Here is a 23,667-nt window from a genome sequence, read left to right as displayed (position 1 = left end):
TCGGTGTAGCGACGACGGGTAATACGTTGCATGGGAACCTCCAGGTTGCGATCAAAGTATCGCTTCCTGGCGTCCGCTCTGGTGGGGCAGGTTCACCTCGTCCCAATGGGCTGTAAGGGACGAAGCCAATCCCCAGGCGGCGGCAGGTTGCCAAGCTGCCATTCGCTTCCGCTTCCGGGTCACGCGTCCACAGGGAATATTCGGTTTGCAAGGCATTGATCGGATGGACCTTGTGAACCCGCTCAAGGGTGGCGGCGGACGCTTCGCTCAGGCCGAGATAACGGACCTTGCCGGCGTGTACCAGATCGGCCATCGCGCCGACGGTCTCTTCAATAGGCACCTGCGGATCGACTCGATGCAGGTAATACAGATCCAGATGGTCTACGCCAAGACGCTTCAAGCTGCCCTCGATGGCCTGGCGGACATAGTCGGGACGACCATTGGTGCCCCGCGCCGCTGGATCGGCAGACCGGACAATGCCGAACTTGCTGGCCAGGAACACCTGCTCGCGCTTGCCACGGATGGCTTTGCCGACCAGTTCCTCATTGGTATGGGGGCCGTACATATCCGCGGTATCGAAAAAATTCAGCCCCAGTTCGAGTGCGCGATGCAGGGTCGCGGTCGACTCTCTATCATCGCGGTCAGTGCCATAGAAGTCGCTCATGCCCATGCAGCCCAAGCCGATTGCGGAAACCTGCGGGCCGTTGCGACCCAGTTGGCGCGTTTTCATATGCTGCCCCTCGCTCAATCTCGTTGGATAACCTTGGCGAGTCTGTTTATTTAATCTTCAAAGATAAATGCGGTAAAACTGCATTCACTATTTGTAATTTCCAAATAAGTTCATGGATCGACTATTTGCCATGCGGGTCTTCACCCGGATTATCGAATTGCAGGGTTTTGCCAGGGCAGGCGAAAGCCTGCAACTTTCACCAGCGACAGTCACGACCCTGATCAAGCAGCTCGAAGCCCATCTGGGCGTACAGTTACTGCAGAGAACCACGCGCCAGGTAACGCCGACGCGGGACGGCATGGCCTATTACGAACGGTGTGTGCGCCTTTTGGCCGATCTGGACGAAACGGAAGCGTTCTTTTCGCAGACGCGTAAAAATCCTCAGGGAAAGCTGCGGGTGGACCTGCCCGGTTCAATCAGCAGATTGCTGGTCATGCCGTCGCTACCGCAATTCTGCGAGCGCTATCCGGGCATCGAATTGATCATCAGCAGTAACGACCGGCCGATCGACTTGATCCGAGAAGGCGTGGACTGTGTGCTCCGCGCCGGCGCTGTGCTGGATGAAAGCCTGGTCGCCCGCCCCTTGACCAAACTCGCCCAGGTCACTTGCGCGAGCCCCGGATACCTGGAGAAACACGGCATACCGAGAACGATCGGACAGCTCGAAGGGCACTGCGCCGTGAATTATATTTCTGGCGCCACCGGCCGGCAGTTTCCCCTGGAGTTTCAAGTGGATGCCGAGCGGGTCATCCGCGAGCTGCCCGGGCAGGTTTCCGTCAACGGCGCCAGCGCTTACGTGGCAGCTTGCGAAGCAGGACTTGGCTTGATCCAGGCACCGCTTTACGTCTCGGCACAGCTGGCAGAAGGTCGCTTGTGCGAAGTGCTGCCCGCTTGCCGGCCTCCACCGCTGCCCTTGTCGGCGGCTTATCCGCCTCATCGGCAACTGTCCTCGCGTGTCAGGGTCTTCGTCGATTGGCTGGCCGAGTTGTTCGGCCGTCAAGCTTGAGCCTTGTCCGGCGTCCGGGCTCGCTACAGGCCGTAAGCAGCAATCACCGCAGCAGGCAGGCCGCATGACTCGGTCCGCCTGCTGCGGCGAATTCGGGCCACACCGTTGTCTGCCTCATTCGGTCGCTTGGGTAATGCCATGCGGGGCCGGCTTGCCGTGCTCGTCCAGGTTGACGAACACCATTTCCTCGACCGTGACGATTTCATGGTGGGTGGTCTTGTTGCGCATGGTGCAACGAATGGTGATCGAGGAATTGCCCAGGCGCACCACGGCGCAGCCGATCTCGATGATATCGCCCTGCCTGGCCGGCGATTTGAAGTTGATGACCGACATCGCCTTGGTGACCAGTCTTTCGGTTTTCAGTTGGCAATGGGCGAAAATCGCGGCTTCTTCATCGATCCAGGCCAGCGCCCGGCCACCGAAGAGATTACCGGCACCGTTGAGATCTTCGCCCTTAACCATCTTGCGACTTCTGAAATTCATCTCTGTTTCCTTCTGGGGTAATAAGTCGATCATGAACCTTTATGGCCGTTAATACTGCCGCGCGGGAAAAATCAGCGCTGCTGCCGGTCGGCTACTGAGGAACAGGGTTTCGGCATTGCAGCAACATATCGCTGCATGTTTCCGCGGGAGCGCAGTCCAGAACAAGTCGACAAAAAGCTATACTTCAATTATCAAGAAACATTCCCATCTGCAGGTCAAGCCGACGTGCCACCCTCCGCAAGCGCTCCATTGATCATCATCGCCGACAACGACCCGGAAATTGCCGATCTGCTTGCCCGAATCGTGGCCGAGGTGCGACCGGACGCCCGCGCTATCGCCATGGACGACGGTCGCAAGGTACTGACCGCCTGCAAGCGCCAGACGCCGGACCTGCTCATCGCGGATGTTGCCATTGCCACCCTCGACGGACTGAGCCTGCTTCGCGAACTGCGCGGCCATGGCCCGACCCAGCGACTGCCCTGCATCCTGCTCGATGGCAAAGCCAGCGCAGCCAATGTGCGAGCCGCACAACCCCTGCACCCAGCGGCATACTTGAGCAAACCACTGGATCGTGACGATTTGCGCAAGCGCCTGGGCAAATTGCTGGCCACGGATACCCCGGTGCCACCTCGCCAGCAACAGGAGCGGCTGGACGACTTTCTCGAACAACTGCGCGAAGCCCCCGGCAAGGCTCCGATCCTGGAGGAAATCCGTAGCGCCACGGCGCAATGCCTGCAAGCAGGCGAATATGACCTACACGACCTGGAGAAGATCTACAAACAAAACCCGCACATCACGGCATACCTGATCCACGCGGCCAATAGCGCGGTCTACTATACCGCCACGCCATGCACGACCTTGCCCCAGGCCCTTGCACGACTCGGCATCAAACGCACCCTCAATCTGATTCTCTCGGCCACTCTCGAAGAGCACGCCAGGCTGGCCGACCACCGCCTGGCCGACAAGGCCCGCGGCTTTACCCAGCAAGCCATACAGGTGGCGCAAACGTCGGCCTGGCTGGCCAAGCAGTTGAAGCTCGATGCCGAGCTCTGCTACACCGCAGGCTTGCTGCACAACCTGGGCGAACTGGTGCTCCTGCACTACCTGCAAAAGTGGCAGGACCAGGGCGGCGAGCTGGATGAAGCGCAACGGAACGACATAATCGAACGGCGCGGGGCCAGCTTCGGTTCGGCCCTGCGCGCCCACTGGCGGCTGCCCATCAACCTGCGGCAACTGATCGGCGCCTATTATTCCTTCTGGAACGGCGTCGTCGTTCCGGAAGCCCTGGTGCTCAACCTGGCCGGCCAACTGCTCAGGCTCCCGGAAGGCCAGGAGCCCGGCACCCTGTTCGACGTTCGCGAAGCCCGTATGCTGCGCCTCGATCGCAAACTGCTCGCCGAGGTTCCCCGGCAGAGTGCCAGCAGCGCCCACTGACTAAGAGGTGTGCCAGTGTTGCTTTGCTGAAGGCAAGCTCTGCTTTCAGACCGGCTCGCCACCCTGGCCGAAACTGTCGGCCTGCAACCGCCACAGCCCCCCGAAAACCCCACCCGATCGGCTGCGCAGCTCTTGCGGCGGGCCATCTTCGGCGATCCGCCCGTGGCTCAGCACCACGATACGGTCGAAGCCGGACAGCGTCGACAGCCGATGCGCCACGGCCAGTACCGTGCGCCCCAGGACCAGATCATTGAGCGCGGCCTGGATTTCCAGTTCGGAATGGGTATCCAGCGCCGAGGTGGCCTCATCGAGAATCAGAATCGGCGCATCCTTGAGAAACGCCCGGGCGATCCCCAGACGTTGGCGCTGGCCGCCGGACAGCATCACGCCGCGCTCGCCCACCAGAGTGTCGTAGCCCTGCGGCAATTCACGGATAAAGGTATCGCAATAGGCATGGCGGGCGGCCACCTCGACCTCCTCATCGGAGGCCTGCGGACGGCCATAGCGGATGTTCTCGCGAATACTGCGGTTGAACAGCGCGGTTTCCTGCGGAACCACCGCGATCCGTTCGCGCAGGCTGTCCTGGCTGACACTGCGGATATCCTGGCCATCGATCAGAATGCGCCCGCTTTGCACATCGTCCAGCCGCTGCAGCAGGCTGATCAAGGTGGACTTGCCGGCCCCGGACGTCCCGACGATGCCGACCTTCTGCCCGGCCGGAATATGCAGGGCGAAATGCTCGAAAACCTGGCGCCGGTCGGGATAGCGGTAACCGACATCCTCGAAATCGATACGCCCCGCCCCGTGCTCCAGATGGATCGAAGCATCGTCCAGCGCATGCGGTTGATTGATGATGCGCAGGGTATCGGCGATCGCCCCGAGCTGCTGGGTACTCTCCACCAGCGCCAGGGCCAGCTCGCGCGAACCATGCAGGATGCGGAACGTGAGCGCGCTGACCAGCACCACATCACCCGGCGTCGCCAGGCCCTGGCGCCAGCGCAGAATGGCCCAGACCAGCATGCCGCCAGCCATCACGGCCAGGCACATATCGTGCAGAAAGCGCATCCGCTCCAGATACATCCAACTGCTGCGGTGCGCCTGCGCCTCGTGGCCGATCTCCCGGGCCAGGCGCAGGCTTTCCCGCTCGCGCGCGGCGAACGCCTTGATAGTCCAGACATTGGACACCGCATCCACCAGTTCGCCACCGACGCGGGCGGCCTGCGCAGCGTACAGTTGGTGCCGCATGCGCCCACGCACGCCGAAAAGCGTGACCAGCGAAGCGATCAGGCTGACAAACACGACCAGCGCCAGCGCCATTCGCCAGTCCACCGTCAGCAGCACGACCAGCGCCCCGAAAAAATCCACCACCGGCGGCATGATCCGCCAGGTCATGCTGGCGTAAACGACTTCTGCCGCCTTGCCCACCGCCGAAATGCGGCTCCCCAGCGAACCGGCGAAATGTTCGTTGAAATAGCGCATGGGATGACCGGTGAGATGGCGGAACAGGTCGACGCGCAAATCCATGCAACTGGCAACGATGCAGCGACAGCCCAGCCAGCCGCCGACACGCCAGAACAGGTTTTCCAGCACGATCAGGCCGAGGAACAGCGTCAGCGGCGTCCATACATCGGCACTGTCGCGCTCGCCGGCCATGGCATCGACCAGCAGTTTCATGCCGTATTGCACTGCTACCGCCGAAAATGCAGCGCCGCAAATCAGCAACAGCAGCCCGCCGAAATGCCAGGGGCGCTTGCGTACGTAGAACCAGAGGAATGCCAGCGGCCGACTGGGCAGCAAAGAAGTTTGAGCGGAATTCGGAGCGGGTGCGTTCATAAGGACCGAGAGAATTCAAAACAGGCTGAAAAGGCGGCGCAGCGCTTGTGTTGCAAATTAATTCATCATCTGGACGGCCCTGCAAGACCCAGGGTTCCGTCAGTCGGGTCGGCATTGCGCTTGAGGCTTTCTATCTGCAGGAGAACGTGGCGTGCAGTACTGAATATACCGAAAACGACAGCCGCTATCTGTCCAATCCGCGCACTGATCCAGCCTTGGCGCGCCTTTTCCCGCTCGCGGCTGCTTCGCCGCCAATGACCTGTCCGGTGTAGCGCTTTTGCATGCGCCTGGCTTGCTCTTTCCAGTATTCCTCGCTCTTGGGCTTGAAACGGCGAGGCTTCGCAGCGGCATGGAGCATGATTGCCACGAGAATAAGAGCGACGACCGCCAACGCGACGATCCAGAGGGTATCCATAAGGCATTATTCCCGGAGAGACCGGCAGCCCTGGCTGCGGCAGATATTGAAGGAACTGCCGGAGTTGACTGCCCGGCTGGCATCGCCCACGACGACAGGCCACACATTCTACCGGAGCGGACCAACGAGGGGAGTCCGTTCAGCAGTTGCCGGCTGCATCGAGTTCTTGTCGCAACCAGGTGGCCAATCGCTCGGCACGCAAATCCGGGCGCCTCGCCCAAAGCGCCAACCTGGCCCTGGTCTCGACGAAGCCCCAGGGGGCCAGCAGCCGTCCACTGGCCAGGTCATCGGCGACCAGCTGCTGCGGCGCGATAGCCACGCCAAGCCCGGTCAGCGCGGCCTCCAGCAAATAATAAAGATGCTCGAAGCCCTGCCCCAGACGCAATCGTTCCAGCGCCAGATTCTGGCTGGCGATCCAGCTCGGCCAGGCCTGTGGGCGCGAGGTAGTGTGCAGCAGCGGCTCGTCGAGTAGTTTCCCGGCCGGCTGTCTGCCCAGCTCGGCGCCACGTGGATGCAGCGGGCTCAGCACCGGTCCGATACGTTCCACGGCCAGTTCGAACACCTGCATGTCCGCCGGCCACGGCGGTTCGGCATACCACAGCGTCGCATCCAGCCCGCTGCGCCGCGGGTCCGGCTCGCTTTCGCTGGCAGAAAGCTGCAGGCGCAGTTCCGGCAGTTCACGCTGCAAGCGGTCCAACCGAGGAATGAACCAGCGCGCCAACAGGCTACCGGGGCAACCGAGCACGAACGGCGCTTCGGCGGTCTGTTGCTGCAACTCGGCGCAGGTATCACGCAATCGCGCGAACGCCTCGCCCGCCGCTTCGCGCAGACGCAATCCGGCATCAGTGAGTTTCACGCCACGCCCATCCTTGACGAACAAGACCACGCCCAAGGCTTCTTCCAGCACTTTCAGTTGCCGACTAATGGCCCCATGAGTCACATGCAGCTCATTAGCTGCAAGGGTTACGCTTTGCCGGCGGGCGGCAGCCTCGAAGGCACGCAGGGCATTGAGCGGCGGAAGATCGATTGGCATATCAGTGAGTTTTTCTGACAGGTTGTAGCAATCTTATCGCTTTTCATTACCCGTGGCGGGGGTAGGATGACGCCATGCGTTTTTGGGAAGAACGAATCATCAACCCTGGAGATTGCCATGAATTCCTTCCGCTCCGGCCCCGACGAGCGCGGCCTGTTCGGCAACTTTGGCGGCCAGTTCGTCGCCGAAACCCTCATGCCGCTGATTAACGATCTGGCCACCGAATACGAAAAAGCCAAGGATGATCCGGCATTCCAGCAAGAGCTGGCCTACTTCCAGCGCGATTATGTGGGTCGCCCCAGCCCGCTGTATTTTGCCGAACGCCTCACCGAGCACTTGGGTGGCGCGAAGATCTACCTCAAGCGCGAAGAGCTGAACCACACCGGCGCGCACAAGATCAACAACTGCATCGGCCAGATCCTGCTGGCCCGGCGCATGGGGAAAAAACGCATCATTGCCGAAACCGGCGCCGGGATGCACGGCGTGGCCACCGCCACCGTGGCGGCGCGCTTCGGCCTGCAATGCGTGATCTACATGGGCACCACCGACATCGACCGCCAGCAGGCCAACGTCTTTCGCATGAGGCTGCTGGGTGCCGAAGTGATCCCGGTTACCGCCGGCACCGGTACGCTGAAGGATGCAATGAACGAGGCGTTGCGCGATTGGGTGACCAACGTCGAGAGTACCTTCTACCTGATCGGCACGGTCGCCGGTCCGCATCCCTATCCAGCGATGGTGCGTGACTTCCAGGCCGTAATCGGCCAGGAAACCCGTGAGCAACTGCTGGAAAAAGAAGGCCGCCTGCCCGATTCGCTGGTGGCCTGCATCGGCGGTGGCTCCAATGCCATGGGCCTGTTCCATCCCTTCCTCGATGAGCCGGGTGTGAACATCATCGGCGTGGAAGCAGCCGGCCACGGCATCGACACCGGCAAGCATGCCGCCAGCCTCAACGGCGGCGTACCCGGCGTGCTGCATGGCAATCGTACTTTCCTGCTGCAGGATGAAGACGGCCAGATCATTGACGCTCACTCCATTTCTGCTGGCCTGGATTACCCAGGAATCGGCCCGGAACACGCCTGGCTATACGACATCGGCCGGGTCGAATACACCTCCATCACCGACCACGAAGCATTACAGGCTTTCCATGTCTGCTGCCGCCTGGAGGGCATCATTCCGGCGCTGGAGTCCTCCCACGCCCTGGCCGAAGTACTCAAGCGCGCTCCGCAGTTACCCAGCGATCACCTGCTCGTAGTCAACCTCTCGGGACGTGGCGACAAGGATATGCAGACCGTCATGCACCACTTGAACCTGGAGGAGAAGCCCGCATGAGCCGCCTCCAGCCCCGCTTCGCCGAGCTGAAACAAGCCAACCGTGCTGCCCTGGTCACGTTCCTCACCGCTGGCGATCCGAACTACGATACGTCGCTGGCCATTCTCAGGGGACTGCCTGCCGCCGGTGCCGATGTGATCGAACTGGGCATGCCCTTCACCGATCCGATGGCTGACGGCCCGGCGATCCAGCTGGCCAATATTCGCGCCCTGCAGAACGGGCAAACGCTGGCGAAAACGCTGCAGATGGTCCGTGAATTCCGCCAGACCGACCAGGCTACGCCTCTGGTGCTGATGGGCTATTACAACCCCATCCACAAGTACGGCGTCGAACGTTTCATCGCCGCCGCACAGGAAGCCGGCGTCGATGGCCTGATCGTGGTCGACCTGCCGCCCGAGCATAACGACGAGTTGTGCGAACCGGCACAAGCCGCCGGTATCGACTTCATCCGTCTGACCACCCCGACCACCGATGACCAGCGCCTGCCCAAGGTACTACACGGCAGTTCCGGCTTCGTCTACTACGTCTCGGTGGCCGGAGTGACCGGCGCCGGCTCGGCAACCCTGGAGCATGTCGAACAGGCCGTGGCCCGCCTGCGCCGCCACACCGACCTACCCATCAGTATCGGTTTCGGCATCCGCACGCCGGAGCATGCCGCCACAGTCGCCCGCCTGGCCGATGGCGTGGTAGTGGGCTCGGCGCTGGTGGATCGCATAGCCAAGGCCGAATCCAGCGAGCAGACGGTGGAAAGCGTGCTGAAGCTGTGCCAGGAACTGGCGGAAGGGATAGGTAGCGCCCGACGCTAAAACCGGCCGGTCCCATCCAGACCGAACACGACGCATTCCGGCCGGCGCAACCGTGCCGAGCCGGATTCCACGCCCATTGCGCGCCCTCTCAATCCGTTGCCCTGCTTGCCATCCTTTCATCCAGCCCGCCTTGCGGGACGGCCCCAGCCAATAACGCTTTTCTGGCCTGTCGATTCGAGCAGCAGAAAAACGCGTAGGCGCTTCGAAAAGGCGGCCATGGAAGCTTTTCACTCAGTTGAATCGGCTTTTCATGAAGATTTTCCGGAACTTCGCTGCGGTATGCAGGGCCGATTGAACAGAGAGATCTATCGCCCCTTCAGCAAGCAGAGGAGAAATAAAGATGCTTTCAGCAGATGGCAAAGTTCGTTATGCCGTGGTGGCCGGTGGTTGGATATCGCAAGGTGCATTCATGCCCGGAGTCGAGCAGACCGGCAACTCCGTGATGACCGCCTTGGTCACTGCCGATCCGGCCAAGGCCGATAAGCTGGCTGAGCGCTACCAGTTGAAAAGCTACCATTACAATCATTTTTCCGAGTTGCTCGGATCCGGGGAAATCGATGCCGTTTATGTGGCCACCCCCAATCATCTGCATCGCCAGTTCGTCGTTCCGGCCCTTGAAGCAGGTATCCATGTCTTGCTGGAAAAGCCCATGGCAACCAGCGAAGAGGATTGCCAGGCCATACGCGCCGCCGCCGAACGCTCCGGCGCCAGATTGATGATTGCCTATCGCTTGCATTGCGAGCCGGGCACGCTGGAAATGATTGAACGGGCACGCAGCGGTGAATTCGGCGATCTGCGCCTGTTCACCTCAATCTTTACCCAGATGATCAAGCCGGAAAATCATCGTATGCAGCATGGCTATTGGGCTGGTCCGGTGCCGGACATGGGAACTTACCCGATCAATGCCGTACGCAATCTTTTTGGCCTGGAGCCCATCGAGGTCTACGCGGTAGGCAGTCATACGCCGGGGCGCAATATCGCAACGCCGGATGTGGTGACGGTCGTCCTGCGCTTCCCTGACGAACGGCACGCTCAATTCACCCTTAGCTACAGCGCGGCGGCAACCGATCGCTTCCAACTGGTGGGGACCAAAGGCGAGATCGAGGCATCGCCTTGTTACGGCTTCGGTGAAGGCACGGCGATCAATTACCGGGCTACGCTGGAAGGGGAAGTCAAAGAACATACACATCCGATCGTGGATCAATTCAGTAGCGAAACGGCGTATTTTTCCGATTGCATCCTGAACGACCGGGCCCCTGAACCAGACGGCGAAGAAGGCTGGCTGGATGTGCGGATACTGGCTGCCGTCGAACGGGCTCTGGAAACCGGCCAGCCGCAATCCCTGGAACCCATGACACGTAGCAAGCGGGCCACGCGTGACCAGGTTCGCCAGTTTCCACTGGCTGAAGTTCCCGAGTTCATCAATACGACCGATCCAGCCACATGATCGCTGGATACTGCAGCTGGTTGCCAGTTGCTCCGGGAAAAGCGTTTCTACCGTCGAACAGCATCCATCGAGCGATCAAACGCATCGTTCAACCCCAGCCCGGCGTCAGGGGCTTGCGGTGCGTGCGGATCACCTTGGCCGGGATCGGGATCCATATCCCCTGGAATGCAAGCCAAGCGCAACGTTTGTGTGGTGCGTGCACAGCCATTTCCTGCTTTGGCAGAACCTCTGGCATGCCACATCGGCGTTGTGCTTGCCGGCCGATTGTATGGCGGCAAAACCGCTGATCCCGTACCTCGATTGCCCTGCTGGCCTGCTTCGCTTCCAACCCCAGCGGGAACTTACTGTAATGATTAGTTACAGAAATCTGTAGCCTCGCGCTCCCTCTTTCCCCAATCCGCCCACTTTTCGTAGCCCAAAATGGAGGAACCATGGAAGAGACTTTGGACTGGAATACCGCCTGGCATAATCTCACCAGTCAGGTAATTGCGTTCAAACACTCAGTGATCAGCAATCAGACCTTGTGGATCAACCTGGCCGTTCTGCTGAGCATCACCATTGCCAGCTATCTGATTCTTCGCGCATTGCTCGCGCTTGCCACGCGCCGCCTGAACACGCTCTATGAGCGCAAGCACGGCAAGATCTACGGTTTTGCCGCCGAAATGCTCGGCAATACCAGCCGGCTGCTGATCTTTGCCTTCTCGCTCATGCTCGGCCTGCATGTCATCAAGCTCGCAGATCGCTGGGAAAGCAATATCAGCCATGGCTGGTTCTTCGCCCTGTCCCTGCAGATAGCCATCTGGCTCGACATGGGGATACGCCTGTGGATGAGCGGCCTGTCTTCATCCACGACGGCCAGCGGCAGGGCGCGCAATCCCGTCACCACCATCATCGTGGGCGTCATATTGCGCGGCATCGTTTGGGTAATGTTGCTGCTGTCGGTGCTGTCCAACCTGGGCGTCAACATTACGGCCATGGTTGCCAGTCTCGGGGTTGGCGGTATCGCCATCGCGCTTGCCGTGCAGACTGTCCTCAGCGATGTCTTCGCCTCGCTGTCCATCGGGCTCGATAAACCCTTCGAAGTTGGCGACTTCGTAGTCTTCGGCGAGGTAGCCGGAACCATCGAAAGCATCGGCCTGAAAACCACGCGCATTCGCAGCCTGAGCGGCGAACAGATCGTCTGCTCCAACGCGACCCTGCAATCGCAGATCCTGCACAACTACAAGCGGATGGGAACGCGCCGGATCGTGTTCAAGTTCGGTATCACCTATGACACGCCACCGGAAAAGGTTCGCGAAGTCTCCAGTGTCGTTCGGCGCATCATCGAGCAACAGGAAAAGGTTCGTTTCGACCGGGCGCATTTCACGGCATTCGATGAAAGCCAGCTGACTTTCGAAGTCGTCTACATCGTGCAGGCTGCGGACTTCAACCTGTACATGGATATTCAGCAGGAGATCAACCTGGCCCTGATGCAGGAATTGCGCAGCATGGACGTGAAGTTCGCCTTTCCTTCACGCAGCGTCGAGCTCATCGGCGGCAATCTGCCTGACATAAAGGTAACCAGCCCCGACCATGAAATAGCCCAATTTAATGCCAGAAAAGCAAGCAGGTAGAGTGTTTCTATCGCCAGTAGAAGCCTCGACGCCAGAGACTGTCGAGGTTTGACCGCGATAGCCATGGCAGCCAGCCGGCAAGCCATGGCTATCGTACTCTGGTGATTTATTGCCACTTGCACAGGAGTCGACGATGACCGATACCCCTTTCAACGGCGCCAAACTGGCTCTGTTGCACGGCGACGAACTACTGGTCTATCGGCGTGACTGCAAACCCGACCTCGAATACGCGAACTGCTGGGATCTGCCCGGAGGTGGTCGTGAAAACGAGGAAACACCCATCGAATGCGCCTTGCGCGAACTGCATGAGGAATTCGGCCTGCATCTAGCCGCCGAGCGCCTCGAATGGGCTCGCCTCTATCCACCGCGCAGCGCCGGCCGTCTACCGAGCTGGTTCTTCGCCGGGCAGATCGAGCCTGCAGAAATCCGCCAGATCCGCTTCGGCGACGAAGGCCAGTACTGGCAGATGATGACCGTCGCAGTCTTTCTCGAACATCCCGCAGCAGTGCCGCATTTACCCGGACGACTGTGGGATTATCTGCAAGATTGCGGTCGGGCTACAAAAGGCTAGCCACTGCTTGGCAGGCCTGAGCAAAAATCACTTTGCGCGGCGCAACAGCAGCAAGTATCTTCGAGGCACCGTACCGGACCAGCCACCGATGAAGATGACTACTCCCCTGTTTCTACGCCGGCTGCATATCGTTCGAATTTACCGCTTGACAATCGATGGCTCCGAATGATCTCCTGAAACCGGTTTCAACCAACGCCTGAAAACCACCAAGAACCCACAATAGGGAACCAGGCCGTGAACAGCATTCTCCTGCCCAGTCGCGGGCGTGTCACCATCAGTGAAGTTGCCAGTGCCGCCGGCGTATCCAAAGCCAGCGTGTCGCGCTATATCGGCGGCGACCGCCAGCTGTTGGCCGAAGCCACGGCCGAGCGTATTGCGCAAACCATCGAGCGGCTCGGCTTTCGCCCCAATCAGATGGCTCGCGGCCTCAAGCGTGGTCGTACACGGCTGATCGGCATGCTGGTGGCTGACATCCTCAATCCCTATTCGGTAGCCGTGATGCATGGCGTGGAAACCGCCTGCCAGCGACACGGCTATACCTTGGTGGTATGCAATACCAATCGCGACGATGAGCAGGAATGCCGCCATCTGGCCGCCCTGCAGTCCTACAACGTCGAAGGCTTGATCGTGAACACCCTGGGTCATCATGCCGGGGAGCTGAAGGATCTGCAGAACAGGTTGCCCCTGGTACTGGTCGACCGCCAGATGGAAGGCTTCGAGGCCGACCTGGTAGGCCTGGACAATACTCAAGCGGTGCGCCAGGCCATCGACCACCTGCAACAGCGCGGTTACCGTGACCTGCTACTGGTCAGCGAGCCGCTGGATGGCACCAGTTCGCGTCAGGAGCGTGCCCAGGCGTTCCGCACCCAAATCGCCGCCAATCCGTCCCTGAAAGGTCGCCTGCTGGAAACCAATGGTGACTTCACGGCCAAGCTCAAGACCTTCCTCACCGAACCGGGTCCGGGCCCCAAGGCCGTGTTCGCCGCCAACGGCATGGCGGCGCTGACCAGCACCGCAAGCTTGCGGGAACTGGGTTGCCGGTTGTTCGAGGACATCGGCCTGATTGCCCTCGACGATCTCGACTGGTATCCGCTGGTCGGCAACGGTGGCATCACCGCCCTGGCCCAGCCGACCGAGGCTATCGGCATCACTGCCCTGGAATATCTGCTGGCGCGCCTCAACGGCAGTCGATCGGCCGCGCAGCGGATGGCGTTTCCAGCAGAGCTGCGCATCCGTGGCTCCACCCAGCCACGAATATCCTGAATCCGAACGAGTACTACCGATAAACCACTTGCCGTGACGCCATTGTGGTCACGCGGCTTTGACCGAACCATCATGAAACCGGTTTCAAACAGGAGATGATAATGCCAAGACCACCTGTTTCCATCAGCCTCTCCAGCTTCGGGGCGCACGCGGTACTGGAGCATGGCCAGGCCAGCTTCCTGCCTTTGGTCAGTGCCGGCGGCGCTACCTTTGCAGAGGTTCGCGAAGAGCTGTTCGGCCCGGGAGAACCAGATCTCCAGGCGTTGGCGCAAGCCATTCAGACTCACCGGCTGCAGTGTATTTATTCCAGCCCGCTCCAGCTCTGGCAGGAAAACGGGCAGCTCGACACGGTTACGCTGAAACGCGCCCTGGGCAGAGCGCAATCCCTCAATGCCCGCTGGCTGAAGGTTTCCATCGGTTATTACGTCGGTCAGAACCTCGCTGAACTCGCTATCTGCCTGGCCGGATATCCGGTTCGCCTGCTGGTGGAAAACGACCAGACTGCGCAGGGTGGACGTATTGCCCCCTTGCAGGATTTCTTCGCTGCGGTACAGCGGCAGCAACTGGATATCGGCATGACGTTCGATATCGGCAACTGGCACTGGCAACGGGAGACGCCCAGCTTCGCTGCCATGCAACTGGGCCGGCATGTCGAATACGTGCATTGCAAAGCGGTGCGCCAAGTGAATGAGCGCCTGCACGCAGTGCCTCCGAGCGTCGAGGAGCTGGCCGACTGGACGGCCCTGTTCGCCTGTTTCCGCACCAATTTGCCGCGTGCCATCGAATTCCCCCTGCAAGGCGACAACCTGGCCAAAGAGGTTGCCCAGCAGGTCGAGAACCTCGCCAATCTCGGACAACTTCACGAGGAGCGCCACCATGCCTGAATTCGATATTCTCTGCTTCGGCGAAACCATGACCATGTTCGTCGCCGACGAGCCGGGCAACCTGCAGCATGTCCAGCATTTCAACAAACGCATCGCCGGCGCCGACAGCAACGTCGCCATCGGTTTTGCCCGCCTCGGTTTCCAAGTCGCCTGGCTGAGCCGGGTCGGCGATGACTCCTTCGGCCGTTTCATCCTCGATACCCTGCAACGCGAAAAAGTGGATTGCCGGCATGTCGCAGTCGATCCGCAGCACCGCACTGGCTTCCAGATGAAATCGCGCGAAATCGATGGTAGTGATCCGCATGTGGAATATTTTCGGCGCGGTTCGGCAGCCAGCTACCTGTCGCCTGCGGATGTCCATGAAAACCTGCTGCGCGCCAAGCACCTGCATGCCACCGGCATCCCGCCGGCACTTTCGCCAACGGCCCACGAGTTGTCACGGCATCTGCTCACCAGCATGCGCGCTGCCGGGCATACGATCTCCTTCGATCCCAACCTGCGGCCCTCCCTGTGGCCAAGCCCGGAACGCATGATCGAGACAATCAACAGTCTCGCCGTGCTCGCCGACTGGGTGATGCCCGGTCTTGCCGAAGGCCGGTTGCTCACCGGCTATGACAAGCCCGCCGATATCGCAGCCTTCTATCTGGATCAAGGCGTCAAGGCAGTCGCGATCAAGCTCGGCCCGGAAGGCGCCTACTACCGCAGTGCCGCTGGCGAGGGTGTCGTACCCGGGGTGCCGGTCAGCAACGTAGTGGATACGGTCGGTGCCGGCGATGCCTTCGCCGTCGGCCTGGTCAGCGCCCTGCTCGAAGGATTCGAGCTCCCCCAAGCCCTGGCGCGCGGCAATGATTTCGGCAGTCGCGCCGTACAGAGCATCGGTGACATGGAAGGACTGCCGTACCGGCATGAACTGATCGAGCCAGCCCAACGCCAGTTGGCCTGACCGGAATCATGGCCGCCCAAACCGTGCGGCCATTATTGAAAAGCTGAAACAACAACAACAATTCAGGAGAATCTCCATGACTACGAAAGCGCTCGCCAGCCGCCGCTGGTGGTACATCATCCCGATCGTTTTCATCACCTACAGCCTGGCCTACCTGGACCGCGCCAACTACGGTTTCGCCGCCGCCTCGGGAATGGCCGAGGATCTGAACATCACTCCGGGCTGGTCTTCGCTGCTGGGCTCGCTGTTCTTTCTTGGCTATTTCTTTTTCCAGGTACCGGGTGCCATCTATGCGGAAAAACGCAGTGTCAAGAAGCTGATCTTCGTCAGCCTGATTCTCTGGGGCGGTCTGGCGGCCCTGACTGGCGTGGTGCACAACCTTTACATGCTGGTCGTCATCCGCTTCGTGCTCGGGGTGGTCGAGGCTGCCGTGATGCCGGCGATGCTCATCTATCTCTGCCACTGGTTCACCCGTGCCGAGCGCTCACGGGCCAATACCTTTCTGATGCTGGGCAATCCTGTGACCATTCTCTGGATGTCGGTGGTGTCCGGTTATCTGGTCGAGAATACCGATTGGCGCTGGATGTTCATCATCGAAGGCTTGCCGGCAGTGTTGTGGGCCTTTATCTGGTGGCACCTGGTAGATGACCGTCCAGCCCAGGCCAAATGGCTCAGCGAACAGGACAAGGACGATCTGCAACAAGCGCTGATCGCCGAGCAACAAGGCATCAAGCCAGTGAAGAATTATGCCGAAGCCTTCCGCTCGCCCAAGGTGATCGTGCTGTCCTTGCAATACTTCTGCTGGAGCATCGGCGTATACGGTTTCGTCCTCTGGCTGCCGTCGATCCTCAAGCAAGGCGCCGACCTCGACATCGTCGAAGCCGGCTGGCTGTCTGCCCTGCCTTACCTGGCGGCCGCGATTGGCATGCTGGGCGTGTCCTGGGCGTCGGACCGCACGCAACAACGCAAGCGTTTCGTCTGGCCGCCGCTGCTAATCGCTTCGCTGGCTTTCTATGGCTCCTATGTGCTGGGTAGCGACCATTTCTGGCTGTCCTACGCACTGCTGATCGTCGCCGGTGGCTGCATGTACGCGCCTTACGGTCCGTTCTTCGCCATCGTGCCGGAAATCCTGCCATCCAACGTCGCTGGCGGTGCCATGGCGTTGATCAACAGCATGGGCGCACTGGGCTCGTTCGGTGGCTCCTGGTTCGTCGGCTATCTCAATGGCGCGACCGGCAGCCCTGCCGCTTCCTTCCTGTTCATGAGCTGCTCGTTGCTGGTTTCGGTGGCATTGACCCTCTTTCTCAACCCCAACTCCGGCGAGCGTTCGCCCCGTCAGCCGCAACATTCGCGTCTGGCGACCAATAATTAAGGATCATCGGCCATGAAGAAAAACGTTGTGTTGTACAAGAAGCTTTCCGCCGAGCTGATGACTCGTCTGCAGCAACAAGCGGAAGTCGTGCTGATCGAGGATCCGAAGAAACCCGACGGCCTGGCCCGGCTGCGCGATGCCCTGCCGCAGGCCCATGGCCTGCTGGGCGCCAGCCTCAAGCTGGATGCCGGGTTGCTCGATCTGGCGCCGCAACTCGAAGCCATCGCCAGCGTTTCGGTAGGCGTGGACAACTATGATCTGGATTACCTGACCAAACGCGGCATCCTGCTCAGCAATACGCCCGACGTGCTGACTGAAACCACCGCCGATACCGGCTTCGCGCTACTTATGGCGACAGCCCGGCGTGTGGTCGAACTGGCCGACTGGGTCCGCGCAGGCCAGTGGCAGAAGAGCGTGGGGAGCGCGCATTTCGGTAGCGACGTGCATGGCAAGACGCTGGGTATCGTCGGCATGGGCCGCATCGGCGAGGCACTGGCGCAACGCGGGCATTTCGGCTTCGGGATGCCGATCCTCTATCACAGCCACTCGCGCAAGCCGCAGGTCGAGGAACGCTTCGGCGCCGGTTATCGCTCGCTGGACGCGTTGCTGGAAGAAGCGGACTTCGTCTGTCTGACCCTGCCGCTGACGGCCGAAACCGAAGGCTTGATCGGTGCCGAGCAATTCGCTCGCATGGGGCCGCAGACCATCTTCGTCAATATCTCCCGCGGCAAGGTGGTCGATGAGCAAGCCCTGATCGCCGCCCTGCAGAACGGCGTCATTCGCGCCGCCGGGCTCGATGTGTTCGAGAAGGAGCCGCTACCGGCCGATTCGCCTCTGCTGCGCCTGTCCAACGTGGTCGCCACGCCGCATATCGGCTCGGCCACCCATGAAACCCGTGAGGCCATGGCCCGTTGCGCAGTGGAGAATCTGCTCACGGCACTTGCCGGTCAGCGCCCTGCCGACCTGGTCAATCCGGCCGTCTGGGCCAAGCGCTGACAGAAATCTGCCTCACTACCGCGCAAGCGTTTCTTTACCGACGCTTGCGCGGTACGACAGAGCACCTTTTCACAATGGCGTGACCGAGGAATCCGCCATACGCAGACTGCAGCCGATTTGCATACCAACAAGAAAAGACAAGAGGGTTCGGCATGTTGCAATTTCACTGCTCAAAGCGCACAGCGATACTGGGTTTCACTCTGGGTTTGCTGCCTTTTTCTGTCTCTGCCGCCGACTTCGTCGTCTCGGCCAACGATGGCAAGTATCAACGGGTAGAAGGTAAGGATACCTGGCCCAAAGAGGCCGGGAGCGACACCCTGACCGTATTGGATACCAGCACGTTTCCCTTCAGAAAAATCAAGGAGATTCCCGTCCAGTTCGGCATCCAGGGTCCCCCGCAAGCGGTGGCCATCACCCCGGACGGGCAACTGGCCCTGGTCGGCGCGCCAACCCGCTACGATCACGCCAACGGCAAGTTGATGACCGACAACTTCCTGCAAGTCGTCGATCTGCAAGCCGCTTCGCCAACCATCACGAAATTGCCGCTGCCTACGCATCCGCAAGGCATTGCCATCAATCCTGCAGGAAACCTGGCCCTGGTCGCGGGCATAGACGGCTCTCTCTACGCCGTCAGCCTCGAAGATAAACACGCCACCTTGCAGGGCTCGCTCAAACTCAGCTCCGGGCGTCTCGCCGGCCTCAGCTTCACCCATGACGGTCAGCATGCCCTGGTTGCCCTACGCGATCAGCAAGGAGTAGCCGTCGTGGATATCAAGGGCCAGGCGATCGAAGACAGTCTGGTCCGCCTGAGCAGCGGAGTGGCCCCCTACACCATCGATGTGTCGAGCGATGGCCGTTGGGCTGTCGTCAGCAACGTAGGCCTTGCCGGGCTGGCCGGCGATGCGAAAAAAGTCGGTGATGCGGATACAGTCAGTCTTATCGATGTATCGAGCACGCCCTTCAAGACCGTGCAGTACCTGAACGTTCCTTCGGTTCCGGAAAGCGTCGCCATTTCACCCGATGGACGCTGGATCGCCGTATTGTCGATGGACGGCTCGAATCTGCCCAAAGACAACCCGGGACGCAAGGAGAAAGGCAAGCTGACGCTATTCTCGATCAGGGATGGCCAGGCTATGCAGGTTTCCGAGGTTCCTTGCGCAGAAGCAGGCCAGGGCCTGGTCTTCACCCAGGATAACCGCCACATCATCGCTCAGTTGAATGTGGAGAAGCAGTTGGCCATCTATGCAATCCGCGATGGCCAGTTGCATGACAGCGGAACATCGATCCAACTGGAAGCAGGTCCAGGTTCGCTCAGAACGCCGCCCCGTTAAAGCCGAGCCATACCAGCAGGTTCGGCGCGATACCGGCCGAACCGCGCACACATCCTGGAGCATCCATCAAGGATGCTTGCCCGGGCTTCACCGGCTATGCTGAATTCCTTCGGAGGAATTCAAACGCATGGTGTACGACGCACTTTATCTGTTCGGTTACTTCATGGCGGTGCTGCAGGTCTGCGGCCTGGTGGCCGCGATCCACGCGATATTCACGGTAAGGACCTCACAAGGAGCCATCGCCTGGGCGATGTCGCTGGTGTTCATGCCGCTGCTGACCTTACTGCCTTACTTGGTATTCGGCCGCAGCAGCTTCGATGGCTATATTCGCGCCCGCCGCCAGGCCAACGAAGAGATGCACAAGGCGATGGCCGAGCTGGACTGGCGGCCCTGGGTCGAGGAGGCCCTGGCCGTAACCGATTCGCCAGACAAGCCCGATCTGCTATGGCCCTTCGCCCAACTGGCGGAAATGCCCAGCCTGGCCAGTAACCAGATACGCCTGCTGGTCAATGGCGAGGCGACGTTTTCAGCTATTTTCGAGGCCATTGCCAAGGCGCGCGAAGTGGTGCTGGTGCAATTTTTCATCATCCACGATGACGAGCTGGGACGGCGCTTGCAGGCTGCCCTGCTGGAACGCGCGGCGGCCGGGGTGCAAATCTATCTGCTCTATGATGCGGTCGGCAGCCACGCTCTGCCGCGTCACTATTCGACCCGGCTACGTCAGGCTGGGGTGCAGGTACACGACTTTTCCACCCGTGGCGGCTTCATCAACCGTTTCCAGTTGAATTTTCGCAACCATCGCAAGATCGTGGTGATAGATGGGCAAATCGGTTTCGTCGGCGGGCATAACGTGGGTGACGAGTACCTCGGCCACGATCCCAAACTGTCGCCCTGGCGCGATACCCATATCGAATTGAGCGGCCCGGTACTGGCGTGCCTGCAGGAATCCTTCGCCGAGGACTGGTATTGGGCCACCCGCCAGTTACCCCCCTTGTTGCTGCCGGCAGGCTATCTGGAAGACCAGGGGGTGATCTGCCAGGCGATCTGCAGCGGTCCGGCGGACTCGATGGAAACCGCTTCGCTGTTCTTTGTGCAGGCACTCAACCTGGCCCAGCAGCGGATCTGGCTGACCAGTCCGTATTTCGTGCCGGACGAGGCGGTCTTCGCCGCCATGCGCCTGGCGGTGCTGCGCGGCGTGGAAGTACGCCTGCTGCTGCCCTCGCGACCGGATCACCGCATGGTCTATGCCGCCTCCTCGCTCTATGCCCTGGAAGCTGCACAGATGGGCGTGCGGGTGTTTCGCTATCTACCGGGTTTCCTGCACCAGAAAGTGGTCCTGATCGACGACCAGATGGCTTCGGTCGGCAGCGCCAACCTGGACAATCGCTCGTTCCGGCTGAATTTCGAAGTGACGGTGCTGGTTGCCGACAGTAATTTCGCCGACGAAGTAGCGCGCATGCTGGAAGCGGATTTCGCCGAGTCGCAGGAACTCATTCCGGCGAACATGCCGAAGCCGCGCCGCCTGCAGCAGTTGGGGATGCGGGTCGCACGGCTGGTAGCGCCGGTGCTGTAGTTGGAGGAGCTGTCCCGCCTCGGCAGCATCAAGGCGGGACAGCAAGGCTTTCACGAAGGGCAGGCCAAACCTGCCGCCAGCAGGCAGCTATTGACGATTATCGTCACGGCCAATGATCTGGCCCAGGAACCAGACACGCTCTTCGGCCTGATCGATCCACTCTTCCAGCAGACTGGTAGTGGCCACGTCGTTGCCGTCCGAAGTCAGGGTATGGGTGGTGCGCATGTAAGCAGCCAGGGACTGGTTGTCGGCATACAGCTCTGCGAGCATCTGCTCGGCGCTGAGCTGCTCGGCCTCACTGCTGGCCAGGCGTTTGCGCTCGACAATCTGCTCAACGGAGCGCAGGGTCGGCTGGCCAAGCTTGCGTCCCCGCTCGGCAATGGCATCGGTGATGCCGAACAGTTGCGCTGCCTGCGCATCGAGCAGCAGGTGATAGTCACGGAAGTTCGGGCCGGAAATGTGCCAGTGGAAATTCTTGGTCTTGAGGTACAGCGCGAAGACATCGGCCAGCAGCACGGAAAGCGCCTTGCCGATCTCTACGCGGGAAGAAATATCCGCATCACGGCCCTGTCGGGCCTTGGTCATGATGCTCTCGACGTTATTCAATTCTTGCTTGGCGGTTGCAGTAGCCATGAACTTTCTCCTAATAAAGGTCGTTTCAGGATTTGCCGACCGAACCTCGCTGTCCGGGTCGCATGCCACCATGGGTTTGGCGCGATTTCGCCATAGCGGCAACGAAACCGCGCCAGACCCTGGAAAATCGTTCGAAAAGGCAATACCAAAAGCTTGCTGTGTAATTGACCATGCAAAATGGCAGGTTTCTCATATACGCCGCCTATTATTTCGATCCATCCATCGAATACCTCAGCATTTGCCAGCGCGCACAGAATCGATAGCGTCTTGATACCATAATGACACCAAGAGCTCGAATACGTCCTGCAGCCCGAACATGTCCATCCTGACCAGCCTGCGAACCCGCTTCGCACTCATCGCCGCTCTTTTGATCATTTCTCTCAGCTGGGTTTTCGGTGTGCTGATCAGCGAAGCCTCGTTCAACCGTCTGCGGGAAAACATCGGTAGTGAACTGGCCAGTTCTGCCTTTCTCATGATCGAACGCCTGGATCGCGATATGGCCGAACGGGCCCAGAACCTGCGGCTGCTCAAGCGACTCGAGACGGTACGCAGCTTCGACGATATCGATAACGCGCGCGCGCTGCTCAAGCAGTTCCAGGAACAATTCGTGGATATCGCCTGGCTCGGCCTGATGGACGCCACAGGCGTGGTACTCGCCTCGGGCAACGGCCAGTTGGAAGGCACCAGCATCGAGCGATTGCCGGTCTTTCTGAATGCCCGACAGGCACTTTTCATTGGTCCATCCCATGAAACGATGCAATCTTCGACCAAGATGAACAACAACCTCGTCGAAATCGGCCTGCCCATTCGCGACGACCAGGATCGCTTGCAAGGTGTGCTGGTGTGCTACCTGTCCAGGGCCTGGGCGGAATGGGTACGCCGCTCTCTGCTCGAATCCACCCCGGGTATTCTCGATGGACAGGAGTTTCTGATCCTGGGCAAGGACCAGACCGTCCAGCTCGGCCCATCCGAGCTGCTCGGCCATAGGCTCAATCTCGAGATTCAGCGGACCGACCACGAATCCTGGAGCGTGCAGAAATGGCCAGATGGCAGGGAGTATTTGATCGGCGTCGCCGGCAATAGTAGCCATCAGAACTATCAGGGGCTTGGCTGGACGGTGCTGGCCCGGCAACCGCTGGACAAGGCTTATGCCCCGGTCCGGGCCATGCAGGAGGAAATCCTCCACTGGGGCGTGGTGCTTTCCCTGTTTTTTGCTGGCCTGGGCTGGCTGCTCGCCGGCCTCATCACCCAGCCGCTGGATCGGATCGCCAGTGCCGCCAAGCGCATCGCCGCCGGCGAGAAAGTCGCGATTCCCGAACTGTACGGCAGTAGCGAAGTGCAAAGCCTCAGTCAGGCCATTCATCAACTGGTCCAGAGCCTGAGCAGCCAGCAGCACGAACTGGGGGCGATGAAGAATATCGCCTATTGCGACACCCTGACTGGGCTGGCCAACCGTGCGGCACTGGAAGGCTATCTCGCCAAGGTCGAGCAGCGCATCCATAACCAGGGCGGCAGCCTGTTTGTCCTTTGCCTGGATCTGGACGAGTTCAAGCCCATCAACGACCGCCTCGGCCATGCCGCCGGTGATCTGGTTCTGCAGGAGGCTGCCCGGCGACTGCAGCACTGCTCCCGCGACACCGATCTGGTGGTGCGCCTGGGGGGTGACGAATTCCTCATGCTGCTGCCCTTCCCCACCGGCGCGGTGCAAGGCATCGTCAATGGCATTGCCCAGCACGTGATCGATACCTTCGAAGCGCCTTTCCAGCTAGGGCACGAAAGCATCCGGCTGAGCTGCAGCATCGGCGGCGCCATGTGGCCTCGCGATGCCATGAACATGGACGAGGTGTTCAAGCTGGCCGACCAAGCCCTGTACTGCGCCAAGCGCCAAGGCAAAAACCGGATGCATTTCCATCAGGTACAGCCGATGACCAGCAAGGCTGGATGAAAGAGAAGGCCGCTTCCCGCCAGGCTT

At 60.4% G+C, this 23,667-nt stretch carries 21 protein-coding genes; 15 read left to right on the top strand and 6 right to left on the bottom strand.

Going from position 1 to position 23,667, the window contains the following annotated elements; all coding sequences use genetic code 11:
- On the bottom strand, window positions 1–730 hold a 730-nt coding region (locus FHR87_RS08640), incomplete at its 3' end, for an aldo/keto reductase (RefSeq protein WP_183166308.1).
- 112 nt (window positions 731–842) lie between these two features.
- Between FHR87_RS08640 and FHR87_RS08635 the strand changes: the two genes are divergently transcribed.
- Window positions 843–1,736: a LysR family transcriptional regulator gene (locus FHR87_RS08635; RefSeq protein WP_183166307.1), complete on the top strand. Its 894-nt coding sequence runs from the start codon at window positions 843–845 to the stop codon at window positions 1,734–1,736.
- Between the two features lie 114 nt (window positions 1,737–1,850).
- On the opposite strand, the gene FHR87_RS08630 is transcribed toward FHR87_RS08635, so the two are convergent.
- Window positions 1,851–2,219 carry an acyl-CoA thioesterase gene (locus FHR87_RS08630; protein WP_183166306.1) on the bottom strand — a complete coding sequence of 123 codons (369 nt, stop codon included), beginning with the start codon at window positions 2,217–2,219 and terminating at the stop codon, window positions 1,851–1,853.
- A gap of 225 nt (window positions 2,220–2,444) precedes the next feature.
- Between FHR87_RS08630 and FHR87_RS08625 the strand changes: the two genes are divergently transcribed.
- Window positions 2,445–3,653, top strand: coding sequence for an HDOD domain-containing protein (locus FHR87_RS08625; RefSeq protein WP_338021238.1), 1,209 nt, complete (start codon window positions 2,445–2,447; stop codon window positions 3,651–3,653).
- A gap of 45 nt (window positions 3,654–3,698) precedes the next feature.
- Here FHR87_RS08625 and FHR87_RS08620 read toward each other — a convergent pair whose 3' ends face one another.
- The 3 genes from FHR87_RS08620 to FHR87_RS08610 form a co-directional block, all read right to left on the bottom strand.
- Window positions 3,699–5,486: an ABC transporter ATP-binding protein gene (locus FHR87_RS08620; protein WP_183166304.1), complete on the bottom strand. Its 1,788-nt coding sequence runs from the start codon at window positions 5,484–5,486 to the stop codon at window positions 3,699–3,701.
- Window positions 5,487–5,670: 184 nt separating this feature from the next.
- Complete coding sequence (locus tag FHR87_RS08615; protein WP_183166303.1) at window positions 5,671–5,901, bottom strand: hypothetical protein; 231 nt, start codon at window positions 5,899–5,901, stop codon at window positions 5,671–5,673.
- Between the two features lie 139 nt (window positions 5,902–6,040).
- Window positions 6,041–6,934: a LysR family transcriptional regulator gene (locus FHR87_RS08610; protein WP_183166302.1), complete on the bottom strand. Its 894-nt coding sequence runs from the start codon at window positions 6,932–6,934 to the stop codon at window positions 6,041–6,043.
- A 117-nt stretch (window positions 6,935–7,051) separates the two neighbouring features.
- On the opposite strand from FHR87_RS08610, the gene trpB reads away from it, so the two are divergent.
- From trpB to cls, 12 genes are all read left to right on the top strand, one after another.
- Window positions 7,052–8,263, top strand: coding sequence for a tryptophan synthase subunit beta (trpB, locus tag FHR87_RS08605; RefSeq protein WP_183166301.1), 1,212 nt, complete (start codon window positions 7,052–7,054; stop codon window positions 8,261–8,263).
- Entirely contained in the window at window positions 8,260–9,069 is an 810-nt protein-coding gene (gene trpA, locus FHR87_RS08600; protein WP_183166300.1) for a tryptophan synthase subunit alpha, read from the top strand. Before trpB ends, trpA begins: the two co-directional genes overlap by 4 nt.
- Window positions 9,070–9,409: 340 nt before the next feature.
- The gene (locus FHR87_RS08595) at window positions 9,410–10,516 is read left to right on the top strand and encodes a Gfo/Idh/MocA family protein (RefSeq protein WP_183166299.1); all 1,107 of its coding nucleotides are present in this window, start codon (window positions 9,410–9,412) and stop codon (window positions 10,514–10,516) included.
- A 431-nt stretch (window positions 10,517–10,947) separates the two neighbouring features.
- Window positions 10,948–12,129, top strand: a complete 1,182-nt coding sequence (locus FHR87_RS08590) for a mechanosensitive ion channel family protein (protein ID WP_183166298.1) — start codon at window positions 10,948–10,950, stop codon at window positions 12,127–12,129.
- A gap of 133 nt (window positions 12,130–12,262) precedes the next feature.
- Window positions 12,263–12,700 (top strand): NUDIX hydrolase, encoded by a 438-nt coding sequence (locus tag FHR87_RS08585; RefSeq protein ID WP_183166297.1) that lies wholly within the window; start codon window positions 12,263–12,265, stop codon window positions 12,698–12,700.
- Between the two features lie 234 nt (window positions 12,701–12,934).
- On the top strand, window positions 12,935–13,963 hold the full coding sequence (locus FHR87_RS08580) for a substrate-binding domain-containing protein (RefSeq protein ID WP_183166296.1): 1,029 nt from the start codon (window positions 12,935–12,937) through the stop codon (window positions 13,961–13,963).
- 101 nt (window positions 13,964–14,064) lie between these two features.
- Entirely contained in the window at window positions 14,065–14,847 is a 783-nt protein-coding gene (locus tag FHR87_RS08575; protein WP_183166295.1) for a sugar phosphate isomerase/epimerase family protein, read from the top strand.
- Window positions 14,840–15,790, top strand: coding sequence for a sugar kinase (locus FHR87_RS08570; protein WP_183166294.1), 951 nt, complete (start codon window positions 14,840–14,842; stop codon window positions 15,788–15,790). Before FHR87_RS08575 ends, FHR87_RS08570 begins: the two co-directional genes overlap by 8 nt.
- A 76-nt stretch (window positions 15,791–15,866) precedes the next feature.
- Window positions 15,867–17,162, top strand: a complete 1,296-nt coding sequence (locus FHR87_RS08565) for an MFS transporter (RefSeq protein WP_183166293.1) — start codon at window positions 15,867–15,869, stop codon at window positions 17,160–17,162.
- 12 nt (window positions 17,163–17,174) lie between these two features.
- Window positions 17,175–18,158 carry an NAD(P)-dependent oxidoreductase gene (locus FHR87_RS08560; protein ID WP_183166292.1) on the top strand — a complete coding sequence of 328 codons (984 nt, stop codon included), beginning with the start codon at window positions 17,175–17,177 and terminating at the stop codon, window positions 18,156–18,158.
- A 152-nt stretch (window positions 18,159–18,310) separates the two neighbouring features.
- Window positions 18,311–19,489: a WD40 repeat domain-containing protein gene (locus FHR87_RS08555; RefSeq protein WP_221189779.1), complete on the top strand. Its 1,179-nt coding sequence runs from the start codon at window positions 18,311–18,313 to the stop codon at window positions 19,487–19,489.
- A gap of 127 nt (window positions 19,490–19,616) precedes the next feature.
- The gene (gene cls, locus FHR87_RS08550; RefSeq protein ID WP_183166291.1) at window positions 19,617–21,062 is read left to right on the top strand and encodes a cardiolipin synthase; all 1,446 of its coding nucleotides are present in this window, start codon (window positions 19,617–19,619) and stop codon (window positions 21,060–21,062) included.
- 87 nt (window positions 21,063–21,149) lie between these two features.
- Here the strand turns inward: cls and FHR87_RS08545 are convergent, their stop codons facing one another.
- Entirely contained in the window at window positions 21,150–21,695 is a 546-nt protein-coding gene (locus FHR87_RS08545; protein ID WP_183166290.1) for a Dps family protein, read from the bottom strand.
- 316 nt (window positions 21,696–22,011) lie between these two features.
- Here FHR87_RS08545 and FHR87_RS08540 point away from each other — a divergent pair, with 316 nt between their 5' ends.
- The gene (locus FHR87_RS08540; RefSeq protein ID WP_183166289.1) at window positions 22,012–23,640 is read left to right on the top strand and encodes a sensor domain-containing diguanylate cyclase; all 1,629 of its coding nucleotides are present in this window, start codon (window positions 22,012–22,014) and stop codon (window positions 23,638–23,640) included.
- Window positions 23,641–23,667 lie beyond the last annotated feature (27 nt).

The organism is Azomonas macrocytogenes, from assembly GCF_014191985.1.
In the GTDB taxonomy this organism is placed as follows: Bacteria; Pseudomonadota; Gammaproteobacteria; order Pseudomonadales; family Pseudomonadaceae; genus Azomonas; species Azomonas macrocytogenes.
This window is presented reverse-complemented; position numbering and strand designations above follow the sequence as displayed.

What these genes read in the sequence shown, in the direction of transcription:
- FHR87_RS08595 (WP_183166299.1), top strand. Translation starts at nt 9,410, where the DNA reads ATGCTTTCAGCAGATGGCAAAGTTCGTTATGCCGTGGTGGCCGGTGGT.
- trpB (WP_183166301.1), top strand. Translation starts at nt 7,052, where the DNA reads ATGAATTCCTTCCGCTCCGGCCCCGACGAGCGCGGCCTGTTCGGCAAC.
- cls (WP_183166291.1), top strand. Translation starts at nt 19,617, where the DNA reads ATGGTGTACGACGCACTTTATCTGTTCGGTTACTTCATGGCGGTGCTG.
- FHR87_RS08615 (WP_183166303.1), bottom strand. Translation starts at nt 5,901, where the DNA reads ATGGATACCCTCTGGATCGTCGCGTTGGCGGTCGTCGCTCTTATTCTC.
- FHR87_RS08540 (WP_183166289.1), top strand. Translation starts at nt 22,012, where the DNA reads ATGTCCATCCTGACCAGCCTGCGAACCCGCTTCGCACTCATCGCCGCT.
- FHR87_RS08560 (WP_183166292.1), top strand. Translation starts at nt 17,175, where the DNA reads ATGAAGAAAAACGTTGTGTTGTACAAGAAGCTTTCCGCCGAGCTGATG.
- FHR87_RS08630 (WP_183166306.1), bottom strand. Translation starts at nt 2,219, where the DNA reads ATGAATTTCAGAAGTCGCAAGATGGTTAAGGGCGAAGATCTCAACGGT.
- FHR87_RS08565 (WP_183166293.1), top strand. Translation starts at nt 15,867, where the DNA reads ATGACTACGAAAGCGCTCGCCAGCCGCCGCTGGTGGTACATCATCCCG.
- FHR87_RS08545 (WP_183166290.1), bottom strand. Translation starts at nt 21,695, where the DNA reads ATGGCTACTGCAACCGCCAAGCAAGAATTGAATAACGTCGAGAGCATC.
- FHR87_RS08620 (WP_183166304.1), bottom strand. Translation starts at nt 5,486, where the DNA reads ATGAACGCACCCGCTCCGAATTCCGCTCAAACTTCTTTGCTGCCCAGT.
- FHR87_RS08575 (WP_183166295.1), top strand. Translation starts at nt 14,065, where the DNA reads ATGCCAAGACCACCTGTTTCCATCAGCCTCTCCAGCTTCGGGGCGCAC.
- FHR87_RS08635 (WP_183166307.1), top strand. Translation starts at nt 843, where the DNA reads ATGGATCGACTATTTGCCATGCGGGTCTTCACCCGGATTATCGAATTG.
- FHR87_RS08585 (WP_183166297.1), top strand. Translation starts at nt 12,263, where the DNA reads ATGACCGATACCCCTTTCAACGGCGCCAAACTGGCTCTGTTGCACGGC.
- FHR87_RS08590 (WP_183166298.1), top strand. Translation starts at nt 10,948, where the DNA reads ATGGAAGAGACTTTGGACTGGAATACCGCCTGGCATAATCTCACCAGT.
- FHR87_RS08555 (WP_221189779.1), top strand. Translation starts at nt 18,311, where the DNA reads ATGTTGCAATTTCACTGCTCAAAGCGCACAGCGATACTGGGTTTCACT.
- FHR87_RS08570 (WP_183166294.1), top strand. Translation starts at nt 14,840, where the DNA reads ATGCCTGAATTCGATATTCTCTGCTTCGGCGAAACCATGACCATGTTC.
- trpA (WP_183166300.1), top strand. Translation starts at nt 8,260, where the DNA reads ATGAGCCGCCTCCAGCCCCGCTTCGCCGAGCTGAAACAAGCCAACCGT.
- FHR87_RS08610 (WP_183166302.1), bottom strand. Translation starts at nt 6,934, where the DNA reads ATGCCAATCGATCTTCCGCCGCTCAATGCCCTGCGTGCCTTCGAGGCT.